We start from the raw sequence: 20,649 nt of genomic DNA on the forward strand, positions 1-20,649 counted from the left end.
GACCTAGCGCCAGAAGCCACTCACTGCGGCGGCGAGCATTCCCAGCCGTGGCGTGACCAGACGGTCATTTCCATGACGCAGCTCCGCGGTCAGCAGACAAACGGAAGACGCCGAAAGCAGCGCCGCACCCAGCCGCTGCGTTGAGCCGGTCATCAGGAGTGCTGCACCAAGCAGTTCAGATACGCCGATTGTCTGCATATCCTTGCGCTTCCAGCCCCAGCTTGCGAACAGGCGTTCCTGCGGCTCGACCGCGATCAGCTTGCTGATCCCCGCCGCGGCAAAACCGATGCCGACAATGCTCTGCCAGATCGGGGGCTTGCTGGTGGACATAATGGGTGCTCTCCTTTTCGACCCCAACGTCCCGTCTCGGTAGCGGTTCATCCAAGCCTGGTCGTTCATGTTAATATGAAGTGAATAGACGGATCTAAGGTGTTATATCGTTGCCGTAGCGCACGGACTTGCATAGGATTCGTGTCGACGGAGAAGACACAAGCATTACAACTCAACATGGAAGAATACTTACCTTATACTTGTAGTTTGTTTCTGCTCTGCTCCGGGCATGCGTCGGCCGGGCGCTGAATTTACCGGATTGTCACTCCAGAGCCCTGAATCTCTCATGACACAGCTGTCTGTTCTGTCGCACGGCCGCCCGCTCGCACCGGAACTCATCGGATTAGCGCTCCGCGCAACCAGGCACGTGCTCAAATCCGCGGCCCTTCGTGCCCTCGCGCATGCCCCAGTGTCGATCAACGTCGCCGCCCGTGCGATGAAGAAGTACCGTTACACCTTCGGTTATTGGCCCAACATCCTGTTCCCCGGCACATTCAACGAGAAGCTGCAGGCACGCAAGATCTTCGACCGGCGTCCGATCCTGGCACTTTGGGCCGACAAACTCGCGGTACGGACCTATGTGGTGGACAAGACGTCCGACCCCTCACTGCTCCCTCGGCTGCTTCACGTCACAACGGACCCGACCGATATTCCGTTCGACCGACTGCCGTCCCGCTATGTCGTCAAGGCGTCCCATGGAAGCGGCTGGGTCCACATCGTTCAAGACGGCGCTGCCGTCGATTCGCGGGCCGTGATCGAAACCTGCCGGCAATGGCTCGCGCTGAACTATTACGATATCAACCAGGAGCCGCTCTATCGCCGCATTACGCCGCGCATCCTGATTGAGGAATTTCTCGACGACGGCACCGGCGAGCCGCCGGACGACTACAAATTCTATGTCTTCGGCGGCAAGGTGCGCTTCATCCAGGTGGACATGGCCCGTTTCGGTCAACCTCCTTTCAGGCATCAACGCAACATCTATGATCCGAACTGGACCCTGCTGCCGGTCACACTGACCGTCGAACCATATCCCGGAACGCTGGAACGACCGCCCGCGCTGGATCGAATGATCCAGATTGCCGAGACCTTGGCCGATGCCACGGATTTCGTCCGGGTCGATCTCTATGCGGTCAATGACACGGTCTATTTCGGCGAGATGACGCCGTCCTCGGGCAACGGCTTCAACAAATTCTCACCTGTTTCCTACGACCAGGTCTTCGGCAGCTTCTGGACCGGCTGAGACCGCGATGGTAGCGGCGGACGGATTTGAACCGCCGACCAAGGGATTATGATTCCCCTGCTCTACCGCTGAGCTACGCCGCCGCACCTGGCCCCTTTGGCGCACCGCGCCAGGCAGGCGGTCCAATATCGTCGTGCCCCGGTCAAGTCAACCATCGGCTTGCAGTCCGTGCCGCGGCCTGTACGAGTGCGTCCATGCATGAAACCCTGCTCAACTTCCTGATCAATTTCCGCCATTGGCTGGACTGGGCGCCGGCCCCGCTTGCCTCGGCCATCGTGCTGATCGCCGTCGCCCTGGCGGCGCTGCTGCTCAGCCGGCTGATTACCAACGTCCTGCTGCGCTTCCCCGGCGAGCGCGGCGCCTTCGTGCGGTCGTTCGCCAAGGCGGTGCGCAGGCCGATGCGCGGCTTCATCATCATCGTCTCGGTGGGTGCCGCCCTGCCTGCCGCGGGGCTGCGCTATGCCTGGTTTGCCGCGATCGCCCAGGCGCTGCTGGTCACCCTGGTGCTGCTGCTGGGCTGGGGCGCCGTCATCGCAGTACGGGTCTCGGCGGACGGCTATTTGTCACGCTTCAAGACCACCGAGGAGGACAACCTCCAGGCGCGAAAGCACATCACCCAGGTCGGCATCCTGCGACGCGCGGCCGACATCCTGATCTTCGTGGTCACGGTCTCCGCCGCGCTGATGACGTTTGCGCCGGTGCGGCAATATGGCCTCAGCCTGTTCGCCTCCGCCGGCGCCGCCTCGCTGATCGTAGGGCTCGCGGCACGGCCGTTGCTGACCAACCTGATCGCCGGCGTGCAGATTGCCATCACCCAGCCGATCCGCATGGAAGACGCCGTGATCGTCGAGGGCGAGTGGGGCTGGATCGAGGAGATCACCTCGACCTATGTCGTCGTCAGGCTCTGGGACTGGCGTCGGATGATCCTGCCGATCTCCTATTTCCTGGAGAAACCATTCCAGAACTGGACCCATAATTCCGCGGCCCTGATCGGTTCGATCTTCTTCTTTCTCGATTACCGGGTGCAGGTCGAGGCCCTCCGCGCCAAGTTGCTGGACGTCGTCAAGGACAGTCCGCTGTGGGACGGCAAGGTGGTCAACCTGCAGGTCAGCGACGTGATGGAACATACGGTGCAAATCCGCATGCTGGTCAGTGCCCGCAATGCCCCGCAGACCTGGGATCTCCGCTGCGAGGTGCGCGAGAAGATCCTGCGTTACCTGCAGGAGGAATGCCCCGAGGCGCTCCCCCGGACACGCGTTCGCATCGGTGATGACCCGGCACCCCGCGCCACCCCGCCGAACGGCGTGGCACCCACGGGAGCGATCAGGCCGCCCACCCAGGGTTGATCGGGATCAGGCGCCGCTGAGTTCGGTCTCTGGCCGCGGTGATCCTGCCTCTGGCTCGGCACTGCGCCGTTCACGTGGTGGGCGTGGTGCGCGTGGAGGCCGGGTCGCAGTTGCTGAACGTCTCTCCGCGATGGGGCTCTCTGGTTCAGTGCGGGCCTCCTCCGGCTGCAATGCGAGCGGCGGCTCAACCGGCGGCTGCGCGAGTGCCGGTTGGCTGGGCGCGACCTGGGTCTGTGCTGGCTGGCTCTGTGCTGGCTGGGTCTGGGCTGGCTGGGTTTGGGCTGGCTGGGTTTGGGCTGGCTGGGTTTGGGCCGGCTGGGTTTGGGCCGGCTGGGTTTGGGCCGGCTGGGTTTGGGCCGGCTGGGTTTGGGCCGGCTGCGTATAAGGCGCTGGTGCGGGCGCACCGCCGGAGATCAGCGGATCCTCGCCGCCGCGATCCTCCGGATCCTGCTCGTCCATCGAGCGGCCACGCTGCTGATTGTTGACCTGCGGCGCGCCCCAACCTTGCTGTCCAGATTGGTTCTGCTGTCCAGATTGGCCTTGCTGTCCAGGCTGGCCCTGCTGCGCGGATTGACCTGGCTGAGCTCCTTGGCCTTGCTGAGCCGCTTGAGCTATCGCATTGATAATGCGGAAGTAATGCTCCGCATGCTGGAAGTATCCTTCCGCCATGACGCGGTCGCCGGAGCTGGTCGCATCGCGTCCGAGTTGCAGATACTTCTCGAACAGCTGCTGGGCGGTTCCGCGTATCCGGAGATCCGGCCCATTGCTGTCGAACACATGGTTACGATTAAGAGGAATTTGGCCATTATGATGGCGTATCGGACTGCCGCCCCCGCCACCGCCGCCCGGACGATGGTTACGGCCTCGCATGCGTTTCATGTTCATAAGTCTGTCGCAGCACTTTCCTGATTGACGAGGCCCCGATTCGTCCGGATGTCCTGAAGACCAGCGCCCCTGTCCTCGAAGCAAACGAGAGGGTGCTGATCGCGGAAAACCCGGGTGCCGTTCAAAGGCCGACCGTGTCCGAACCCTGCGCCAGACATCCAGGGGGATCATCGATCCAACAAACCTGGCGCCCGTAAGACAGGTCCACGGCATGCGGACCAAATCTAAACGCACTTTATGGTAGTCCCCCGCGGTAGGCCTGCCAAATGGTTTCTGACCATTCAGGCGTAACGCAGCGTGACTGCCCGGTCCAGACCACCAAGATCGGGCTGCAAGGCGATGAACGCAAGACCGCATGCCTCGGCAATCGCGCGAACCGGGCCGGACTGCCCGGCGCCAACTTCCAGGATCGCAAGACCACCGGGCTTCAACAGTCTCGCAAGACCAGGGAGGATGATCCGGTAGGCCGCAAGCCCGTCGGCGCCGCCATCGAGGGCGGTGCGCGGTTCGAAATTGGCCACCTCCGGCATCAGTCCGGCGATCGACTCCGATCGGATATAGGGCGGATTGCTCAACACCAGGTCAAAACCGGCGTTGGCCTGGGCGGAACCGACGGCCTCGCCCCAATCGCCGCACAGGAAGGCACTGCGCGACACCAGCCCGGCGCGGCGCGCGTTCGACGCCGCAAGCCGGCACGCCGTCGCGGACACATCAATGCCAAGCCCCCAGGCGGCGGGATACTCCGACAGACAGGCGAGCAACAGGCAGCCGGTGCCGCAACCGAGATCGAGCATGCGCAACGGGCGCGTCCGCTCCGGCCATTGCCGCAATGCGCTCTCGACCAGCGCCTCGCTGTCGGCGCGCGGGATCAGGGTGGCCTCCGAGACCGCAAGATCGAGCGTCCAGAAGCCCCGCTCTCCGGTGATGTAGGCAAGCGGCTCGCGCAGCGCCCTTCGCTCGACATAGTCCGTAAAGCGCGCGCGTGCATCGGGCGAGACCACCCAGTCGCCGGCGTGCGGCGCCATTACACGCGCCTGGCGGCCGAGCGCATGCGCCAGCAGCAGCCTCGCCTCGCGCGGCGCCGACGGGATCCCGACCAGATCCAGTCGACGACTGGCACAGGCGATCAGTCCGGCCGCCATATGGCCTTGGTCAGGCACGCCGTCCTATCCTGCCATGCCATGAACCGAACGCCGATCGCCTGCGCCATGCTGGCCCTGTTCGCGGCCACGGCCGCGCGCGCGGCGACTTTCACCGTGCATGACGTGCGCTCGGCACGCGAGATCGGTGAAATCACGCGGCTGTATGTCGACGACAGGCTCGCCGCCTCCTTCACCCTCGATGCCGCCACCAACGAGCTGACCGCCACGGTGCAGGTCTCGGCACACGTGGGTCCCGAAGGCCACGACCGACACAGCTACGCGCTGTGCGGCACGATCACGATCCGCTCGCCGACGGGCGGCGAGGAAATACACGAAGTCAACGCCAGCGGGCTGCTCTACGACCCTGACCACCAGAGCTTTGAGGCACTCGGTGCCGCGGATTTCACCCTGTTCTATCTGTCCGACCCGGCCGATCCCGGTGCCGTCGAGGTGATCCGACAGCGCTCCGGCCTGTGCCGAACGCCGATCTCCTAATCCCCCGCCGGTCGACACTCAGCCCTCGTCCGACGCCAGCAGGGCGGCCTGTTCCTCGGTGGTCAGCGCGTCGATGAACTCGTCAAGCTCGCCTGCCATGACGCGGTCGATCTTGTAGAGCGTGAGGTTGATCCGGTGGTCGGAGACCCTTCCTTGCGGGAAGTTGTAGGTGCGTATGCGCTCGCTGCGGTCGCCGCTGCCGACCTGCGACTTGCGGTCGGCCGCGCGGCTGTCGTGCAGCTGGGCACGCTGCCGCTCGAACAGCCGCGCGCGCAGGATTGTCATCGCGCGCGCCCGGTTCTTGTGCTGGCTCCGCTCCTCCTGCATGGCCACGACAATCCCGCTCGGCAGGTGCGTGATCCGCACCGCGCTCTCGGTCTTGTTGACGTGCTGGCCGCCGGCGCCCGAAGCCCGGTAGACGTCGATTCGCAAATCCGCGTCGTTGACCGTCACATCCACCTCCTCCGCCTCCGGCAGCACCGCCACCGTGACCGTCGAGGTGTGGATCCGGCCCTGGTTCTCGGTCGTCGGCACGCGCTGCACCCGGTGTACGCCGGATTCGTATTTCAGGCGCGCGAACACCCCGCGGCCGGTGATCGAGGCGATGCCGCCGCGCAGCCCGCCCAGCTCGTCCTCGTCGTAGTCGAGCGCCTCGAAGCGCCAGCCCTTCGAGTCCGCATAGCGCCGGTAGCAATCGAACAACGACGACGCGAACAACGCCGCCTCGTCGCCACCGGCGGCCGGACGCAGCTCCAGGATGGCGCTGCGTGCATCCGCCTCGTCGCGCGGCAGCATCGCCAGGCGGATCTCGTGCCGCAGTTTGGGCAAGCCCTCCTGCAGCGACGTGAGCTCCGCCTGCGCCAGCTCGTGCATCTCCGGATCCGTAAGCAGCAGCGAAGCCTGGCGGACCTGCGCCTCGCTCTCACGTAAGCGATTGATCCGCTCGACCACCGCGCTGAGTTCGGCGAACTCGCGCGACGCCCGCGTGAATGCCTCCCCGGACAAAGTGCCGGACAGCACATCGCGCAGCTCGTCCGAGCGCGCGACAATACGGTCGAGCCGCTCCTCGAAATTCATGCACTCCGCCCAATCGCCGCCACGAGCCCTTCGAGCGCCACCTCGCTCTGCGTGCCACTGCCCAGATGCTTGAGCTGGGCGCAGTCGCGCGCGACCTCGTCGGCACCGATGATGACCGCGAAACCCGCGCCAATCCGGCTGGCGCGCTCCATCCGCCGCCGCGCATTGCCGCGATAGGCCATCTCGGCACGTATCCCGGCGTGGCGCAGCATCGACAGGGCCTTCAGCGCCGCTGGCTCCGCCTCCTCGCTCAGCGGCACCACCGCGACCGGCACCGGCGCCGCTGGCGGTGCCGCAAGCAGCATCCCCAGCCGCTCGATCCCGCCGGCCCAGCCGATTGCCGGTGTCGGCGGACCGCCCATTTCCGCCACCAGCCCGTCGTAGCGGCCGCCGGCCAGCACCGTGCCCTGTGCGCCGAGCGACCCGGTGACGAACTCGAAGGCGGTGTGGCTGTAATAATCCAGCCCGCGCACGATCCGCGGGTTCTCCTCGAACGCCACGCCGAACCGCACCAATGCCGTGCGCAGCCCGTCCCAAAACCGCCGCGCGTCGTCCGTCAGGCTGCGCTCGATCAGCGGCGCTCCCGCCATTAGTGCCTGGTCGGCGGCCGACTTGCTGTCGAGGATGCGCGCCGGGTTGCGCTCCAGACGCGCCTGGCTTTCCGCCGACAGGTTCTCCTTGACCTCCCGGAAATAGTCGACCAGCCGCTGCCGCCAGGCCAGCCGGCTTTGCAGATCGCCCATGGTGTTGAGGTGCAGCACGGTCTCGCCGGCAATCCCCAGCGCGTCCAGGATGTCGCGCGCGAGTGCTATGGTCTCGGCGTCGGCCAGCGGCTCGGCGGTGCCGATCAACTCGGCGCCGATCTGATGGAACTGCCGGTAGCGGCCCTTCTGCGGCCGCTCGTAGCGAAACATCGGCCCGGCATAGAACACCTTCTGCGGCAGCGACTGGGTCAGGCCGTTGCTGACCAAGGCGCGGCAGATCGCCGCCGTCCCCTCCGGCCGCAGGGTCAGCAGGTCGCCGCCGCGATCGGCGAAGCTGTACATCTCCTTGGTGACGACGTCCGACGTCTCGCCCAAAGTGCGCGAGAACACTCGGCTGTCCTCGAAAATCGGTGTCGACCATTCGTCGAAACCATACGCCCCGGCGATCCGACGCGCAGTCTCGACCACATGGATGTGCCGGCGCTGCTCCTCACCGATCAGGTCGCGGGTGCCGCGGACCGGACCAATCTGCTCCATCAATCGGCCGCTTGCTTTTGGGCATCGATCTCGGCCTGGAGAGACTCCGCGCGGGCTTCCACCAGCTCGACGATGTGCTCGACCATGCGATCCGCCGGCATGGTGTGGTCCTGCTTGCCCGCGGCATAGACCATGTGCCGTCCGTTGCCGCCGCCGGTGATGCCGATATCGGTCATCAGCGCCTCGCCCGGACCGTTCACGACGCAGCCGATGATCGACAAGGTCAGCGGCGTCTCGATATGGGCCAGCCGCTCCTCAAGCGTCGCCACCGTGGCGATCACGTTGAACCCCTGTCTGGCGCAGGATGGGCAGGAGATGATCTTCACCCCGCGATGGCGTATCCCCAGGGTCTTGAGCATCTCCCAGCCGACACGCACCTCCTCCGCCGGCTCCGCCGATAGCGAGACCCGCAGCGTGTCGCCGATGCCGGCCCAGAGCAGATTGCCCAGCCCGATCGACGACTTGACGGTGCCGGCGCGCGCGCCGCCGGCCTCGGTGATGCCGATATGCAGCGGATGGTCGCAGACCTCGGCGAGCTGCTGATAGGCAGCGACGGCGAGGAACACGTCGGACGCCTTTACGCTGATCTTGAACTCGTGAAAGTCGTGATCCTGCAGGATCTTGGCGTGTTCGAGCGCGCTCTCGACGAGTGCGTCGGGGTTCGGCTCACCGTACTTCTCCAGCAGATGCCGCTCCAGCGAGCCGGCATTGACGCCGATCCTGATCGAGCAGCCATGCTCGCGCGCCGCTCGCACGACCTCGCGCACCCGCTCCGGGCTGCCGATATTGCCCGGGTTGATGCGTAGGCACGCGGCCCCGGCGCGGGCCGCCTCGATGGCGCGCTTATAGTGGAAATGGATGTCGGCGACGATCGGCACGTTGACCTCGCGCACGATCTCCGCGAGTGCCGCCGTGCTTTCCTCGTCCGGGCACGACACCCGCACGATGTCCACGCCGGCAAGCTCGGACAGCCGGATTTGCGCGATCGTCGCGGCTGCGTCGGTTGTCAGTGTATTGGTCATCGTTTGGATGGTAATCGGCGCATCGCCGCCGACCGGCACCCGCCCGACATGGATCTGGCGCGACTTGCGACGCTCGATCTGCTGATAGGGACGGTAGCTCATGGCTGGATACTCCGGCATGGATGCCCCGCCGTCCGGCAGGCCCGCGCCGCTTCCTGCCAGGATTGACGCCGTTTGGCCAGGGCGGCCCGGCTAGGCTGTCAGGCGTGCTGCGAACTGCTTGCGAAATTTGGCGACCTTCGGCGCGATCACGACGCGGCAATAGCCCGCCCCCGGATGCTTTGCATAATAGTCGTGATGCTCGGGTTCCGCCGGGTAGAAGGCAGGGAGGTCCGTGATTTCGGTCACGATATCACCATCCCAAACCGCCGCGGCCTCGATTTCGGCACGCGCGGCCTCTGCCATCCGCCGCTCCTCGTCGTTCGCGACGAAGATCACAGAACGATACTGCGTCCCCACATCGCCGCCTTGTCGATTGAGTGTCGTAGGGTCGTGGATGGTAAAGAACACTCGCAACAGATCCGTGTAGGAGAGCATGTCCGGGTCGTAGGTGATCCGCACGACCTCGGCGTGTCCGGTGGTGCCACTGCAGACCCGTTCATAGCTCGGGTTGGCGGCATGGCCGCCGGCATAGCCGGACATCACCTCGCTCACCCCGCGCAGATCCTTGTAGACCGCCTCGAGACACCAGAAGCACCCTCCACCCAGAACTGCCTGCGCCATGAAACTCTCCGAACCCGATGCACATGAGATGGCGATGCCCTTGCCGCGCGGGAAGAGCGGAAAGCTCTTGACTGCTTTCTCCATCCCGTGATCGGGAATGGCGGCCGGCTGCTGTAACGGATCATGGAGACCAACGATGTCCGCGAATCCTCTCGAACACGATCCCGACCGCGAGCGTCGGATACGCGACCGCGCCTATCATCTCTGGATCGACGACGGGCGCCCGCATGGCCGCGCGCACGAGTTCTGGGAGCGCGCCCGCGAGCTGGTCGGCATGGAGGACAGCGCCGGCAGCGCCCAGCTCCCGAATCCGGAGACGGCAGGAGAAGATCCCACCCGCTCCGAGCCGGTCGAGGAGGCGTTCCTGCAGGACAATCTCGGAGAATTCCCCGATCACCTGACCGACCAAGGGACGGCCGACAGCACGCCAAAGCCAAAGCGTGCGTCCGGCGGTGCCGTCAAGCCGGAGGCGGCCCCCGCCCACGCCACGCCGACATCGCCGGAGACGCTGCCGGCAAAACCATCCCTGAAAAAGAAGGCGATCGAGGCGGCGCCGACGAAAGCGCCAAAAGGCCGCAAGCCAAAAGGTTAAAACGTCAGAAGCGCCCGATGAAGCGTTTCGGAAGCCGCCACAGCCGGTCGCCGCTCAGATGCAGGTCGATCCGGTAGAGCGCATCCAGCCGCGACTCCGAACTCTGCATGACCTTCGCCAGCCACCCATGCAGCTCGGTGTCATCCAACCCGAACGTGGCGCCCTCGCAGCGCGGCAGGCCGGCCATCCCGAGCAGCATGTCGGACCAGGCGGTATCTGCCATGCGCTGGTGCGATCCGGCCTGCTCGGACACCCAGGCCTGCGCCCGCGTGCGCGCCAGCCGGTGTAGCCCGGAAGGCAGGTCAGCGTAGCGCAAATGGAACAAAAACAGCGCGCCGAAGGTGGGTGCCGCGTCGATGTTGTGAAAGCCCGGCGCCCAGCGTACCGGCCTGCGGATCAGCGCCGGCTTGCACATCGAGGAGGTGAACCGCACCCAGGAGCGCTGGAGGCTGGTCTGCACGCTCCAGTCGAGTGCCGTCTCGGCGTCCGGACAATGCACGACATCCAGACCCACCGCCGAGATCACGGCATCCTCGCCGAGCGTGGCGGCGTAATCCACGAGCGAGGCATGCAGTGCCGGATCGGCGACGAGCATCTCGTCGACATCGACGTAGATCACCGCCTCATACCAGACCAGCAGGGAGCCGCAGAGTTGCGAGATAAAGCTTGAACGGCGTTCGTCGTCCTGCGGCGAACGGGGGATGCGGATCACGTTCAGCCCTGCCGGCAAACGCGCGGGTGCCAGGCTGTCGTCGGTGGAACCGTGATCGATGACGTAGCAATGCCGTGCCGGCACCTGACACCCATAATGCCGCAGCCAGACCGGCAGGAACTGCGCCTCGTTATAGACCATCGTAACCACGGCCAGCGGCGCACGCGCTTGTCGGTTCATGATGCTGACTGCCCCCTTGACCCACCCAACCCGCACTTCATACCGTTGATGCATGGGTCGCATGCAAATCGCTCAAGTCGCGCCGAAGCCTTCTCCCGCTTCGGGTCGTATGATGCTGCGCAAGCCGGTGGCGCATGTCGAGGCCGAGATCGCCGCCCACGGGCTCAAGCGCACGCTCGGCCCGGTCAACCTGGTCATGCTCGGGGTCGGCACCACCATCGGCGCCGGCATCTATGTGATGACCGGCACCGCGGCGGCGAACTATGCGGGCCCCGCGGTGCTGCTGTCCTTCATGCTGGCCGGGCTCGCCTGCGCCTTCACCGCCCTCTCCTACGGTGAACTCGCCTCGGTGATGCCGGTCAGCGGCTCCGCCTACACCTACGCCTATGTCGCCGTAGGCGAGGTGTTCGCCTGGATCACCGGCTGGCTGCTGCTGCTCGAATACGGCATCTCGACGGCCGCCGTGGCGGCGGGGTTCTCCGGCTACGCGACCAGCCTGCTGCATGATTTCGGCATCACCGTGTCACCCTTGCTGCACACCCCGCTGATCCACACCGTGCAGACTGCCAGCAGCACGGGCCTGGTCTGGAGCGGCGGCCTCGACCTCGTCGCCGCCGCCGCCAGCCTGCTTGTCACCGCCATCCTGGTGATCGGAGTCACGGAATCCGCCGCCGTCAACAGCGTCATTGTCGTCATCAAAGTCTCGGTGCTGGTGCTGTTCGTGGTGTTCGGCATCCGCGCCGTGCACCCGTCCAACTGGATGCCGTTCATCCCGGCCAACACCGGCGGCATGCATTTCGGCGTGCCCGGCATCTTCCGCGCGGCCTCAGTCATCTTCTTTGCCTATGTCGGCTTCGAATCCGTGTCCTGCGCCGCCGCCGAGGCGCGCAACCCCAGGCGCGACATCCCCATAGGCATCATCGGCTCGCTCGCCATCTGCACCGTGGTCTATATCCTCGTCGCGGCCGTGCTGACCGGGATCGTGCCCTATAGGCAGCTCGGCGTGCCCGACCCGCTGGCGATCGCGGTGAACGCCATGCACACGCCCTGGCTCGCCATAATGATCAAGATCGGCGCGGTTGCCGGGCTGTGTTCGGTGATGATGGGCCTGCTCTACGGCCAGTCGCGCATCTTCTACACCATGTCGCGCGACGGGCTGCTGCCGCGCCTGTTCCAGGATCTGCATCCGCGCTTCCGCACCCCCTGGCTCGGCACCATCGCCATCGGAGTCGGCACCGCGACCGCAGCCGCGACCTTGCCGATCGACATCATCAGCGACCTGGTCAGCCTCGGCACCACGGTCGCCTTCGGTATCGTCAGCTTTACCGTGATCTACCTGCGCAACACCCGCCCCGACCAGATCGCGCCGTTCCGCGTGCCGCTCGGCGGCATACGCGTCCGCGGAATCTGGATCGGCACCGCGCCGGGTTTGGGCATCCTGTTCTGCCTCATCATGGCAGCCCCCCTGCTGATCGACCTCACGACCGCCCTGTTCACAGGCAACCCGGTGCCGGCCCTGTTGCTGCTTGGCTACGCCGTCCTCGGCGCCGTCGCCTACCTCGCCTATGGCCGGCACCACTCGACCCTGGGCCGCGAGGCCTTCCTAAATGCGCCGCCCACGCCTATGCCTCCGCCATGACCACGCCAGACCTGCCTTACGAGACCGCAGCACTCCTCACCGCCCTCGACGTGCCGCGCGCCCGCTTCACCGAAGGCGCCCACCCGCAACGCTCGCCTCTGACCGGCGAAATCATCGGCCATATCGACCACGCCACCCCCGAGGCCGCCGACGCCGCGATCGCCGCCGCCCACGCCGCCTTCGCCCCCTGGCGCCGCGTCCCCGCCCCGCGCCGCGGCGAGCTGGTGCGTCTGCTCGGCGAGGAGCTGCGCGCCGCCAAGGATGCCCTCGCCCGCCTGGTCAGCATCGAGGCCGGCAAGATCCCCTCCGAGGGGGCCGGCGAAGTCCAGGAAATGATCGACATCTGCGACTTCGCGGTCGGCCTGTCGCGCCAGCTCTACGGCCTGACGATCACAAGCGAGCGTCCCGAGCATCGCATGATGGAGCAATACCATCCGGCCGGCGTGGTCGGGATCATCTCCGCCTTCAACTTCCCCGTCGCGGTGTGGGCCTGGAACGCCGCCCTCGCCTTGGTCTGCGGCGATCCGGTCATCTGGAAGCCTTCGGAAAAAACCCCGCTCACGGCACTCGCCACGCAGGCGCTGTTCGACCGCGCCGCCGCCCGCTTCGAGGACGCGCCCGCCGGCCTCTGCAGCCTGCTGCTCGGCGGCCGCGAGACCGGTGCGGCGCTCGCCCAGGACCCCCGCATTGCCGTGCTCTCAGCCACCGGCTCCACCGCGATGGGCCGCAACGTGGCCCAAGTGGTCGCCGCCCGCTTCGGCCGCGCCATCCTCGAACTGGGCGGCAACAACGCCTCTATCGTCTGCCCGTCGGCCGACCAGGAACTGGCCCTGCGCGCCGTCGCCTTCGCCGCCATGGGCACCGCCGGCCAACGCTGCACCAGCCTGCGCCGGCTGATCGTTCATGCCAGCATCCACGACGCCTTCACCGCCAAATTACGCCGCGTGTTCGAGGCCGTCCCCGTCGGCAACCCGCTGCTCGGCGAGCACCTGGTCGGCCCGCTGATCGACGAAACCGCCTATGACGCCATGCAATCCACCCTCACCCGCGCCCGCGACGCCGGTGGCGCGGTGACGGGCGGCGAGCGCATCGGCGACGGCGACAGCTACTATGTCCGTCCCGCCTTGGTGCTGATGCCCGACCAGACCGGTCCCGTCATGCAGGAGACCTTCGCGCCGATCCTCTATGTGATGAAATACAATGATTTCGACCAGGCCATCGCCCTGCAGAACGGCGTCTCGCAGGGCCTGTCCTCCTCGATCTTCACCCGCGACTTGCGCGAGAGCGAGCTGTTCCTGGCCGCCTCGGGCTCGGATTGCGGCATCGCCAACGTCAATATGGGACCTTCCGGTGCCGAAATCGGTGGCGCCTTCGGTGGCGAGAAGGAGACCGGCGGCGGCCGCGAATCCGGCTCCGACGCCTGGAAGGCCTACATGCGCCGCCTCACCAGCGCTATCAATTACGGCCTCTCGGTGCCGCTCGCCCAAGGCGTGCGCTTCGACATCTGATCGCTACTTCACATCTTCAGTGCGCAGCGGAAACCGCATCCCCTGCGCCCGCACCCCCAAGGTCCCGACCAGCGGCCCGGCCTCGGGTCCGCGCAGCACCACCCGCTCGCTCGGCGCATTCGTCGCGAGCCCGCTGCTGGTATTGGCATCCAGCAAGCAAGCGCCCCCGACCTCGCACGTAAAGCTGCCCTCGAGCCCGGTGCTGCCCAGGCGCGAAATCCCCAGCCAGCTATCGACCAGCGCCCCGTCGCGGTCGGTCAGCAGCGACAGCCTGCCCTCCAGCGGCTGCTTGTCCATGGTCAGCGCCACCGCGTAATCGTGCGCCGCCACCGGCAACAGGTTCGGCACGTTCAGATCCGCCCCCATGCCGCCCAGCGTCGCCGCCATGGAATGCAGCGCCGTCAACCAGAAGCGACGCGCGTTCTCGGGAAAGTTCGGATCGCCATTCACCTCCCCGCCGACGCCGAAGGCATAGAACACCCCACCACGCAGATAGGTGCCGAGCCGCTGCCCAAGGTCGGTCGGCGCCGAACCCGGCTGGAATGCCGAGCCCAGGTCGCTGTTCTCGGCCATGTCGGAATACAGGATCGCGCGCAGCGTGACCTGGCTTGCGGAAAACCGCCCCTCGTCGGAGGCCAGCGCGCGAATGATCTCCTTGTGCGGCGGATGGCCCGCATCGATCCGCACCTCATCCGCCGGCCGATTGGCCGCCTCGTAGATCGCGGTCAACGCCTGCCCCATATCGCCGAGGAAGTATTTGCGCTGATCGCCGAGCGTGCTCAGCGGATTGCGGCTGAACAAAAAGCTCTGCTTCTCCAGCGCCGCCCGCTGCGCCGCCGTATAGCCCGGCCAGCAGCCCGACCAGAGCTCGCTGCTCTGCCCGCTGCGCGTCTGCAGCCGCACCACCGTCAGCCGCTCGCCCGGGGCCAGGGTCGCGCGCAGCTTGACCGCGAGCTGGCGCGCCCACTCAATGCGGCCTGCTACCATGTCCATGTCGTCGATATAGAGCACGGTCTGGCGCACCGCCGCCGTCTTGCAGAAGGCCGGGTCGAGCCCCTCGCGGCCGAACAACGCCGCGTGCGCCGGCCGCGCCAGCAGCAGCAACAACAGAACCAACAAGCCAAGCCGGCGCATGCCCTCAGGACTCCATCTCGAGCAGCAGCGCGCGGTCCACCGACAGCGCCTGCTCGCCCCCGGCCACCACCAGGCCAGTGCCTTCGGACCGCGCCGCGGCCAGACCTGCGCGATACTGCTCGGCATTGCCGCGCACCGCCCCCAGCACCGCCTCGCGCACCGCTTGCCCGTGCGCCTCGATCTGGTCGAGCAGCGCCCGCGGCTGCGCCACCGCGTCCATACGGGTCGCCGCCGCCACCTCCGCCTCGCGCAGCTCCTTGGCGGTGCGCGCCTCGGTTTGGCGCACCCGCTCATCGGCGACGCGGCGCAGCCGGTGGAACCGGCGCCAGGCCCGCCCCCGCTGCCAGGTCGCGTCCATGAAGTCGGGATCGATGTCGTGGCACACATAAGCAAAGAAGATGCCCACCAGCCAGGCGCCGAGATTGGCCAGCAGCGAGATCAGCACTTCCACCGTCGGGTCGGTCTGCACCACCACGTCCGGCCCCAGGATGTTCGGCCCCGCCTGTGCGCGCATCACATGCTCGGCCGCGACATAGCGCGAGCCGCCGGCCGCCCCCAGCACCACCAACAACGCCAGGCTCGCCAGCACCAGCAGCCGCCAGTCGCCGATGCGCTTGATCCGCTCGGCATGGTGGCCGAAGCGATGGGTCCATTGCTTGAGGATCGAGCCGTGTCCGTGCGAGGCAAAGGCGAGCAGCACCGCCAGGATCAGCGTGGTGCCGGCGGCGATCGCCGGGATGCCGAAGAACAGCAGGAACACCGTGTAGTTGATCAGCCATTCGGTGACGCCGACGCAGAACAGCGCCAGCAGATAAAGCGGGCTGCGCGCGGTCATGGTGGCGTGCCGGTTGCCGTTGGCCTCGGCGTAGCGGCGCAGCCGGGTCTCGGCGCGCTCGAAGGCGTCACGCCGCTCGCGGTAGCGATGGCTCTGTTCGGTCTCGCGCTCGATCTGGGCGATGTCCTCGTCGCGGCGACGGATCAGCGCCGCCAGATCCGCATCCAGCCGCTCCGCCCGCTCGATATCAACGCGATACGGCCCCAGCCGCGCATCGAAAGCCGCCCGCGCCTGCTTCCACTCCGCGAGCAGCGCCCGCGCCGGCGCCAGCAGGCTCTCGCGCATGCCGGCGGAGAACCCGCGCCCGTCGAGCGTCACCGGCGCGCGCGCCACTTCGGCCGCCGCCGCCCGGTGCAGCACGTCGGCCGGCTGCCGCAACGACGCCGCCCGGCTGGGCGCGAAGCCGATCGCGGTGGCGAACGCCTCGGCCAGCGGATCCCCTGTCGGCTTCTGTCGCCCGAGGGCCATGCCAAGCTGCTCCGTCACGTAAGCACGCTCAGTATGGCACAGGCGCTCCCAATGGCGCGCGCGCCAGTGGTGCCGGCTTGCGCGCATGCAGCGCCTGGACGGCCGGCCGGTTTTCGCGCACCCCCACCGAGCTCGGCCGCGCCTGGATCACCGCGTCGATCGCACGCTGGCTGGGCGAGATCAGGAACTCCACGCGGCGGTTGCGCGCCCGCCCGGCTTCCGTGGCGTCGGAGGCTACCGGCTGGCGCTTGCCGAAGCCCAACGCGCGCAGCCGCGACGCCGCAACGCCGCGCGCCTCCAGGGCCGCGACCACCGCCTCCGCCCGCCGGCGCGACAGCGCCATGTTGTAGGCGTCACCGCCCACCGCGTCGGTATGGCCCAACACCGCCACCTGCGCATGCGGCTCGGCGCGAAGCAGCCGCCCGGCCAAGGCATCCAGTACACCCGCCGCTCCCGGCCGCGGCGCCGACTGGTCGGTATCAAAGAAAACCCTTGAATCATAGTTCAGGCTGGTGACCGACGCCCCTGCCGCCCGCAGCACGTGGCTCTCCGCGGGCTTGCTGGATTCGCCCTTCGTGGTCGTATCGCAACCGGCGACAAACAACGCAATCAGAAGCACATAACGCATTGGCGGAGCCATCATCACGCGCGCACTATGCGTGCGTGACCGCGAAAGTCCATCCGGTGTTTTGCAAGCCCCATACTCGATTTTCTTGCTTGGAGACTGGGGACACGGTCCCTTGGGAGCCCAACGGAACCAGGAGACACCTTCATGGCTGCACTGGCTAGACGCGATATTCGAACCCTCCTTCTCGCCGCCTCCGCCCTCGTCCCGGCGCTGCTCGCCACGGCCGCGCGCGCGCAAACACCCATCACCCCGCCCGCGAACATGTCGAGCAGCTGGGCCTATGGTGCCGGGCCGACAGCACGAACCCTCCATGCGCGCGCCGCGGACATCTACAACGTCCGCGATTATGGCGCCCTCGGAACAAACACCGGCACCACCCTGGCCCAGCAGTTCCCCGCCGCAACCCTGACCTCACTAAACACCTTCGCCACCCAATGGGTCAGCGGCGTCCAGGCCTACGCATGGATGACCAACCCGGCATTCGGTCTCACGTTTTCCATGCCCACGTCCACAGACCAGGGTGGCACATCCAGCACCCTGACGTTCGCCGAGCAGCTCACGGGAATCAACAACTGGTCCGCCACCGTAGCCGCATGGCAAGATCCGACGCATGGCAACTATCTGCTTCAACCAGGCATGCAGGTCAGCGGAGCATGTATCGCTACCGAGACGACCGTTACCGCCATGGGCCGCACCCCCAACGCGAGCGGATACGCGACCGTCACCCTTTCCAAGCCTTTATCGAGCGATTGCACGGCTGGCTCTTCAATCACCTTTACGATCGCGCCAGCTCAGCTCGCCGCCTTGACCATGGACTGGCTCGGCGTGCAAAGCGCCATGGCCGCAGCGTGGCTGAACACGTCGGCCGGCGGCAGTGTCTATATTCCAGCCGGAAACTACATTCTCAACCACTCTCTGGTGAACGCTGGTGGCATCACCGACACCGGGTCGGAAGTTCCTAACCTTGATATCCACGGCGACGGGTATGCGATGACGCGCCTACAGTGGCCGAATGATCTTGGTCAAGATACTTGCGCGATCTTGAGCGGTGGCCGGGGATCACCGGAAAGCTCGAATTCTACGTATCATGGACTTCGCCTCATTGGACCCGGTTACAGCCGCGTGAACGGCACAGCGCCAAATAACATGGACGGACTGTGTCTCGGCGAATCTGATAAGGCCTACATGATCAGAATCAGTGCCATGCGAGCGGGCATTAACGGAATTAAAGACCATTGGTCACTCCGCGATGCGGTGCTCACAAATAACGGCTATGGCATCTACTTTGCGCCCTATTCATCAACGATAGGTAATCAACTAATCGAGGACACCAACTTAGCCGGCAATATGATAGCTAGCATCGGCGTAGCCACGACAGACCAAATTGATGCGAGCCTTATAAAGAATGTCCATACCGGCTTCTCCCCATATGGAATTTACTACGAAGCAAATACGAAGAATGTCAGTCAGGAACTCTATACAGTCCTTTCCAATAGCGTTCTGATGAATGTCTACATTGAAGCTGTTGGTAACGGCTGGATTTACGGCTCGGGAGAGAGCGGCGCCGTTGTCAACAACACATTCATCGGCGGTGGTGGCTCGGACGTAGGCTCCCAACCCGCCTACGCCATAACGAATGCCTCCGGAGGCGTTGTCGCTGCCCCAGCAGTTATTTACGTCAATGAGTTTCAAAACAACACTATGATAAGCACTTTCTGGTCCGCATATGGCTCCGTGAAGGATGACATTGTTGAAGCGGGCGATTACGCAGTGGGCAACAGCTGGATAAACGATACGGGGTTTGTGTTCAACGCCACGAGCACCGTCTCTCCGATCAAGGGGGGCAACAACACATCTCAGAATCGGTTTGAGACTTTCAAAGGTGATGGTGTGTTCAGGTCGTCAGGTTCCAGTGTCGGGGCAGGAGTGCCAGTTTACGACAATGGATACCTTCTGGTATTTCCTTACAAGGACGGGAGGCCGTTTAGCGGAATAACGGCTTCTCCTGCCGGGGCCGGCCATACCGTCGCTGTACTCACATACTCTGACCTCCTTTACAATGTCGCCAAGGCAGACCCTTCCCAGGCTATAGCGGCTGGACAGCCGGTCTTCGTCACCACCGGTGGATTGGCTGGTGGTCTGACCCAGGAAGGCTCAATCGGCGAGTCCGTTGGCACGTCTGCGGCAGGAAGCACAACTGTGAATATTGACCTTGATCCTGGAACGAAGGGGGGGGCTACAGGAACAGCATTAGGTCTAGCCGCGAGTGGCGGAAACCAATCCAACGCCATGGCTATCACCAGTCTTGTCAATCAGTTCAGCTATGTGAACCCGGGAACTGGTACAATCCTGGGCGTCGTCCCGATCGGTCAATCGGAAGTAGTCTGCAATGACGGGGCTAATTCTTTACTCGTCTACCCCCAGGCGGGTGGCGAAATCGGAAGCGCAGGGACAAATATAGCCGTCAGCGTGGCACCGGGGACATCTGCGACTTTCATGCGAATGTCCGCCACCGTCTGGCACAGATAGGTCCGTCGGAGCCATACGTGGGCGTCAGATCCGAGAGGGGGTCGCTCGACCCGTAATTGCCATTTTTACCCGCCATCCTCATGACCCGGGTGGCGGGACCGGTTGAGGCGCGGCTTGTATGCTACAAGCGTTATGGAAAACCCGGGCCGGCTCAGTCTCTTGCCGGCCCAACCATCCAGTAGTGGCGGAACAAGTCGAAGAGGGAACGCAGCCGCCCAGCCCGCCACGCCAAAACGGTCCCTAAGGGTCCGAAATGCCTTGGTGGCCGTCTGGCTGAAAAAAAAGCTACAATACCCAATTGTCTCTACTTCAAGTGCCGCCTGTTGGCACAATTCTGTCAGCATAGTCTTCGTATAGCCACGACGCACGTGCCATCCAGTCTCCACCGTCTCAAACGGTCCGTCATCCGTAGGGCTTATCGCTTTGTAGTCTCGGTTTGGAGTCGTAACCAGCAATCGTCCGCCAGGTTTTAAACAACCAGCCAAATCGCGAAACAGCTTGAAATCGTCTAGGATATGCTCCGTCACCTCGAGACAAATTACTACATCAAAACTTCCACGAAAATCCGTCCGCTCGTCGAGCTTACGCGCGTCTTGTACCGGGAACGCAATGTCTTTGACACCAATCAATCTTGCACGGGACTCTGCTACGGTTTGATTCCGTTCATCCCAGCTTAGGCCCACCACAGTATAACCACGTAGGGCCGCGCCGATAGCGAATGCTCCGCTACCGCACCCAACGTCCAAAAGCCGTTCGCCATTGCGTGTCGTTGGCAAGTACTGCTTCAGCCAACTCCATCTGTCGAACTCAAGCGTGTCCCCGTGAACAAGCGTTGCGGGAAAACCAAAGTATTTGACCAGCGTAGACTTTCTGTCGTCTTCCACATCCAGACTCCCGCGGACTTAAAAAGTGTTAAATTCGGG

The 20,649-nt window shown here is 65.1% G+C and carries 18 protein-coding genes, 1 tRNA gene and 1 pseudogene; 7 read left to right on the plus strand and 13 right to left on the minus strand.

The window, feature by feature from the left end; genetic code table 11:
- Positions 1-3 precede the first annotated feature (3 nt).
- Positions 4-330 (minus strand): DoxX family protein, encoded by a 327-nt coding sequence (locus tag ACQY4K_RS04095; protein WP_428393635.1) that lies wholly within the window; start codon positions 328-330, stop codon positions 4-6.
- A 286-nt stretch (positions 331-616) separates the two neighbouring features.
- Here ACQY4K_RS04095 and ACQY4K_RS04100 point away from each other — a divergent pair, with 286 nt between their 5' ends.
- Complete coding sequence (locus ACQY4K_RS04100; RefSeq protein WP_428393637.1) at positions 617-1,570, plus strand: ATP-grasp fold amidoligase family protein; 954 nt, start codon at positions 617-619, stop codon at positions 1,568-1,570.
- A gap of 8 nt (positions 1,571-1,578) precedes the next feature.
- Here ACQY4K_RS04100 and ACQY4K_RS04105 read toward each other — a convergent pair.
- Positions 1,579-1,653, minus strand: a tRNA-Met gene (locus tag ACQY4K_RS04105).
- A gap of 111 nt (positions 1,654-1,764) precedes the next feature.
- Here ACQY4K_RS04105 and ACQY4K_RS04110 point away from each other — a divergent pair.
- Entirely contained in the window at positions 1,765-2,916 is a 1,152-nt protein-coding gene (locus ACQY4K_RS04110; protein ID WP_428393639.1) for a mechanosensitive ion channel family protein, read from the plus strand.
- A 588-nt stretch (positions 2,917-3,504) separates the two neighbouring features.
- Here the strand turns inward: ACQY4K_RS04110 and ACQY4K_RS04115 are convergent.
- A pseudogene (locus tag ACQY4K_RS04115) lies at positions 3,505-3,801 on the minus strand (DUF4167 domain-containing protein); the annotation flags it as partial.
- Positions 3,802-4,082: 281 nt separating this feature from the next.
- On the minus strand, positions 4,083-4,961 hold the full coding sequence (gene prmC, locus ACQY4K_RS04120) for a peptide chain release factor N(5)-glutamine methyltransferase (protein WP_428393641.1): 879 nt from the start codon (positions 4,959-4,961) through the stop codon (positions 4,083-4,085).
- A 21-nt stretch (positions 4,962-4,982) separates the two neighbouring features.
- Here prmC and ACQY4K_RS04125 point away from each other — a divergent pair, with 21 nt between their 5' ends.
- Positions 4,983-5,438, plus strand: coding sequence for a hypothetical protein (locus ACQY4K_RS04125; protein WP_428393643.1), 456 nt, complete (start codon positions 4,983-4,985; stop codon positions 5,436-5,438).
- Between the two features lie 18 nt (positions 5,439-5,456).
- Here ACQY4K_RS04125 and prfA read toward each other — a convergent pair whose 3' ends face one another.
- The 4 genes from prfA to msrA form a co-directional block, all read right to left on the minus strand.
- Positions 5,457-6,515, minus strand: a complete 1,059-nt coding sequence (prfA, locus tag ACQY4K_RS04130; RefSeq protein ID WP_428393645.1) for a peptide chain release factor 1 — start codon at positions 6,513-6,515, stop codon at positions 5,457-5,459.
- Complete coding sequence (gene hisS, locus ACQY4K_RS04135) at positions 6,512-7,756, minus strand: histidine--tRNA ligase (protein WP_428393647.1); 1,245 nt, start codon at positions 7,754-7,756, stop codon at positions 6,512-6,514. The genes prfA and hisS overlap by 4 nt, the downstream gene beginning before the upstream one ends.
- Positions 7,756-8,880 (minus strand): flavodoxin-dependent (E)-4-hydroxy-3-methylbut-2-enyl-diphosphate synthase, encoded by a 1,125-nt coding sequence (ispG, locus tag ACQY4K_RS04140; protein ID WP_428393649.1) that lies wholly within the window; start codon positions 8,878-8,880, stop codon positions 7,756-7,758. The genes hisS and ispG overlap by 1 nt, the downstream gene beginning before the upstream one ends.
- A 90-nt stretch (positions 8,881-8,970) precedes the next feature.
- Complete coding sequence (msrA, locus tag ACQY4K_RS04145) at positions 8,971-9,501, minus strand: peptide-methionine (S)-S-oxide reductase MsrA (RefSeq protein WP_428393651.1); 531 nt, start codon at positions 9,499-9,501, stop codon at positions 8,971-8,973.
- 136 nt (positions 9,502-9,637) lie between these two features.
- Here msrA and ACQY4K_RS04150 point away from each other — a divergent pair, with 136 nt between their 5' ends.
- Positions 9,638-10,093: a DUF2934 domain-containing protein gene (locus ACQY4K_RS04150; protein WP_428393653.1), complete on the plus strand. Its 456-nt coding sequence runs from the start codon at positions 9,638-9,640 to the stop codon at positions 10,091-10,093.
- Between the two features lie 4 nt (positions 10,094-10,097).
- Here ACQY4K_RS04150 and ACQY4K_RS04155 read toward each other — a convergent pair whose 3' ends face one another.
- On the minus strand, positions 10,098-10,985 hold the full coding sequence (locus ACQY4K_RS04155) for a glycosyltransferase family 2 protein (protein ID WP_428393655.1): 888 nt from the start codon (positions 10,983-10,985) through the stop codon (positions 10,098-10,100).
- A 109-nt stretch (positions 10,986-11,094) separates the two neighbouring features.
- Here ACQY4K_RS04155 and ACQY4K_RS04160 point away from each other — a divergent pair, with 109 nt between their 5' ends.
- A complete protein-coding gene (locus ACQY4K_RS04160) occupies positions 11,095-12,624 on the plus strand; it encodes an amino acid permease (RefSeq protein ID WP_428395961.1) in 1,530 nt (509 codons plus the stop codon).
- Positions 12,621-14,132 (plus strand): L-piperidine-6-carboxylate dehydrogenase, encoded by a 1,512-nt coding sequence (amaB, locus tag ACQY4K_RS04165; RefSeq protein WP_428393657.1) that lies wholly within the window; start codon positions 12,621-12,623, stop codon positions 14,130-14,132. Before ACQY4K_RS04160 ends, amaB begins: the two co-directional genes overlap by 4 nt.
- A 3-nt stretch (positions 14,133-14,135) precedes the next feature.
- Here the strand turns inward: amaB and ACQY4K_RS04170 are convergent, their stop codons facing one another.
- The 3 genes from ACQY4K_RS04170 to ACQY4K_RS04180 are packed head-to-tail and all read right to left on the minus strand — an operon-like array spanning position 14,136 to position 17,197.
- Entirely contained in the window at positions 14,136-15,266 is a 1,131-nt protein-coding gene (locus tag ACQY4K_RS04170; protein WP_428393659.1) for a hypothetical protein, read from the minus strand.
- A 4-nt stretch (positions 15,267-15,270) separates the two neighbouring features.
- Positions 15,271-16,587, minus strand: a complete 1,317-nt coding sequence (locus ACQY4K_RS04175; protein ID WP_428393661.1) for a hypothetical protein — start codon at positions 16,585-16,587, stop codon at positions 15,271-15,273.
- Positions 16,588-16,597: 10 nt separating this feature from the next.
- Positions 16,598-17,197, minus strand: coding sequence for an OmpA family protein (locus ACQY4K_RS04180; protein ID WP_428393663.1), 600 nt, complete (start codon positions 17,195-17,197; stop codon positions 16,598-16,600).
- A 144-nt stretch (positions 17,198-17,341) separates the two neighbouring features.
- On the opposite strand from ACQY4K_RS04180, the gene ACQY4K_RS04185 reads away from it, so the two are divergent.
- Positions 17,342-19,726: a hypothetical protein gene (locus ACQY4K_RS04185; RefSeq protein WP_428393665.1), complete on the plus strand. Its 2,385-nt coding sequence runs from the start codon at positions 17,342-17,344 to the stop codon at positions 19,724-19,726.
- Between the two features lie 65 nt (positions 19,727-19,791).
- Here ACQY4K_RS04185 and ACQY4K_RS04190 read toward each other — a convergent pair whose 3' ends face one another.
- On the minus strand, positions 19,792-20,610 hold the full coding sequence (locus ACQY4K_RS04190) for a class I SAM-dependent methyltransferase (protein ID WP_428393667.1): 819 nt from the start codon (positions 20,608-20,610) through the stop codon (positions 19,792-19,794).
- Positions 20,611-20,649: the final 39 nt, after the last annotated feature.

The organism is Lichenicoccus sp. (assembly GCF_965276875.1).
Classification (GTDB): domain Bacteria; phylum Pseudomonadota; class Alphaproteobacteria; order Acetobacterales; family Acetobacteraceae; genus Lichenicoccus.